Source organism: Polynucleobacter sp. 35-46-11 (assembly GCF_002281105.1).
In genome coordinates this window covers 1-3,501 of record NZ_NCFJ01000265.1, presented here as the reverse complement: position 1 = coordinate 3,501, position 3,501 = coordinate 1, and the positions used below count along the sequence as shown (strand labels likewise).

2 protein-coding genes and 1 pseudogene are annotated in these 3,501 nt (G+C 46.7%); all 3 read right to left on the bottom strand.

What is annotated here, in order from left to right; translation table 11 throughout:
- On the bottom strand, window positions 1-741 hold a 741-nt coding region (gene modA, locus B7Y67_RS13190; RefSeq protein ID WP_293599048.1), incomplete at its 3' end, for a molybdate ABC transporter substrate-binding protein.
- A gap of 66 nt (window positions 742-807) precedes the next feature.
- Window positions 808-3,177, bottom strand: coding sequence for a Tex family protein (locus B7Y67_RS13185; RefSeq protein WP_293599047.1), 2,370 nt, complete (start codon window positions 3,175-3,177; stop codon window positions 808-810).
- A gap of 94 nt (window positions 3,178-3,271) precedes the next feature.
- Window positions 3,272-3,501 (bottom strand): annotated as a pseudogene (locus B7Y67_RS13180) (translational GTPase TypA); the annotation flags it as partial.

Genomic DNA, 3,501 nt, shown 5'->3' with positions numbered 1-3,501 from the left:
ATAGCGCCTCATCACTTGCTTGGACTTAGGCTCTTGTAGGTAGAGATAGAACTCTTTAGCACTTGGTGCAGAGTTTTTAATCAAAGCCATCTTTTGTTTCAGCGGCTTATGAAGGCTATCCGGTATCAGCACAGATGAGGATTGAGCTTGAATTTGTGGCGAGGAAGCTAGAGATAAGGCGGAGATCGCAAAATCAGCCGACCCCGTTAAAGCAAACATCGTTGCTTGAGAAATATTTTCTCCAAATACCAGCTTGGGCTGAGCCAAATCCCAGACCCCGATACTTATAAGGTATTCTTTCGCCGCTCTGCCATAAGGGGCGTGATCTGGATTGGCTATAGCAATCTTCTTAGCCGCTTGAATTGCTTTCATTAGGGCGTCTTTGTCAGTGCCGAGCTGCATTGAGCCACCTTTTTTCTGCAAGAGAACGATTCTGCCGATTGCATACAGAGTTCCATCATCAACTGTTAAACCATGTTTAGATAAGTCGTCTATATAAGCCTCATCAGCAGACATCAGCAAGCTAAATGGTGCGCCATTTTTGGTTTGTTGCCACAGCACACCTGATGAGCCGAATACCAGTTTTATGTCTTGCCCTTTATCAGTCTTATAGTTGGCAGCAATTTCTTCGACAGCAAACTTGAGATCTGAGGCAGCAGCTACTGTTGGCGCAGTTTGAGCAATAGAGGTCGAGATAAAGAGAGTCAAAAATCCCAACAGGAAGCTTTTAGCTATGCTCATTCAATTTCTCCAATGCTCGCTATTCTTGTAGTGTAACGATTTCTTGCTAATGCTTATTAACCCTTACTAACCGCCACCCTTGAGTTTACGTAAAGCATCTGCCATAGCGTTATTCATTGGGGGCGCAGATCTTCTATCTTCCTGCGGTCTTCTAGCTTCTGGCGTTCTTGGGGTTCCAGGTCGATTTGCCCTTTGCTCAGGCTTTGCGCCTACCGACACTTTAGGGGCTTCATCAGATAGTCGCATCGTCAAAGCAATCCGCTTACGCTTTTCATCAACCTCAAGCACTTTGACCTTCACAACCTGACCTGCTTTAACTACGGTATGTGGATCTTTAACAAAGGTATTGGCTAATGCAGAGATATGTACCAGACCATCTTGATGAACACCAATATCCACAAATGCTCCAAAGGCTGCAACGTTAGTTACGACCCCTTCCAGGATCATGTCCGCTTTGAGGTCGCTGATTTTTTCTACGCCATCTTTAAATATGGCGGTGGTGAACTCAGGCCTCGGATCACGACCCGGCTTTTCCAACTCCTTGATGATGTCTGTGACCGTAGGTACTCCAAACTTCTCATCGGCATACTTTTCTGGACTGAGTCCTTTCAAAATAGTTGCGTCACCAATCACTTCTTTAACGCCCTTCTTGATATCTTTGAGTATTTTCTCAACCAAGGGATAGGATTCTGGATGGACTGCTGATGCATCTAATGGATCTTTACCATTCATGATTCGCAAGAAACCTGCTGCCTGCTCAAATGTCTTGTCACCTAAGCGTGGCACGCTCCGCAAATCTGCCCGAGTCTGAAAGGCGCCGTTGCTATCCCGATAAGAAACAATACCTTCAGCAACCGTGCTACTCAAACCCGAAACCCTTGCTAGTAAAGGCGCTGATGCCGTGTTCACATCAACACCTACTGCATTTACGCAATCCTCCACAACAGCAACCAAAGACTTGGCTAGCTGTGTCTGCATCACATCGTGCTGATACTGACCCACACCAATCGACTTCGGATCAATCTTGACCAACTCTGCCAGTGGATCTTGTAACCTTCTCGCAATGGATACTGCCCCTCTGAGCGATACATCCATGCCGGGCAATTCTTTTGAGGCGTATTCAGAGGCAGAGTAAACCGATGCCCCCGCTTCAGATACCACAATCTTTGTTAATTTAAGTTCTGGCTTGGCTTTAATTAAATCTTGCGCCAACTTATCTGTCTCGCGCGAGGCGGTACCGTTGCCGATTGAAATTAAAGTCGCCTTATGCTTCTCGGCTAATTTAGCAAGCGTACGCAATGAGCCATCCCAATCGTTTTTAGGCTGATGTGGGTAAATCACATCCGTATCCACTACCTTACCAGTAGCATCGACAACAGCTACTTTGACGCCTGTTCTCATTCCAGGATCTAAGCCAATAGTCACCTTTGGACCTGCAGGTGCAGCCAGCAGTAAATCCTTGAGGTTTCGCGCAAACACATTGATCGCTTCAGCTTCAGAGCGCTCACGCAAAGCACTCATGAGCTCGGACTCCAAATGCATGGAGCACTTAATGCGCCAAGTCCAGCGCACGGTCTCAGCCAGCCACTGATCAGCTGGACGACCTTCATTTTTAATCTTGAAATGATTGGCAATGCGGGACTCGCAAGGATTATGAGGCGCATCCCATTTGGGTTTTTCTTCCTCAGTATCTAATCGTAGATTGACCATCAGCATTTGTTCGCGACGACCTCTAAATAAAGCTAAGGCACGATGTGACGGAATTGCAGCAATTGGTTCAGAGTAATCAAAGTAATCAGCGAATTTTTCACCTTCTTGCTCCTTACCAGCAATTACCTTGGATTCCACGACGCCATGATCCAGTAAATATGCTCTCAGCGATTGCACTAAGCCAGCATCTTCTGCAAACCGCTCCATCAAAATCTGACGGGCACCTTCAAGAGCCGCCTTGACGTCAGGAACTCCAGGGTTATTCGTGCCATCAACGTCAAATGCTTCTTTAATGTATTTGGCGGCCTCTATTTCAGGATCTAAATTAGGATTAGCGAGCAAATCATTCGCTAGCGGCTCTAATCCTGCTTCCAGGGCGATTTGGGCCTTAGTTCGGCGCTTAGGTTTATATGGAAGGTAGAGGTCCTCCAGGCGCGTCTTATCCTCAGCAAGCATGATGGCCTTGAGCAACTCTGGGGTCATCTTGCCCTGCTCCTCAATTGATGCCACGATTGCCTTACGACGATCTTCTAACTCACGCAAATAACTCAGACGCTCTTCTAGCAAGCGTAACTGCGCATCATCCAAACCGCCAGTAGCCTCCTTGCGATAACGGGCAATAAAAGGAACGGTAGCACCCTCATCCATCAAAGCAATAGCAGCAGCTACTTGAGCGGGTTTGGCGGATAACTCCAGGGCAAGACGTTGTTCAATGGATGGCAGCATGAGGATCTATTTCTACTATTATTTTTGGAATATGGATTTCAATGAAGAACAAAAGCCACCCGGAGGTGACTTTTGTTGTGTAGCTTGAAGTAGCTTAGTCGCGCGCTGCTTTCTTACGCTCATGCTCCTTGAGGTAGCGCTTACGAATACGAATACTCTTCGGCGTTACTTCAACCAATTCATCATCATCGATAAATTCAACAGCGTACTCAAGGTTCATCGCGATTGGTGTAACCAAGCGCACTGCTTCGTCAGTACCAGAGGCGCGAACGTTCGTTAATTGTTTACCTTTAATTGGGTTCACAACCAAGTCATTGTCACGAC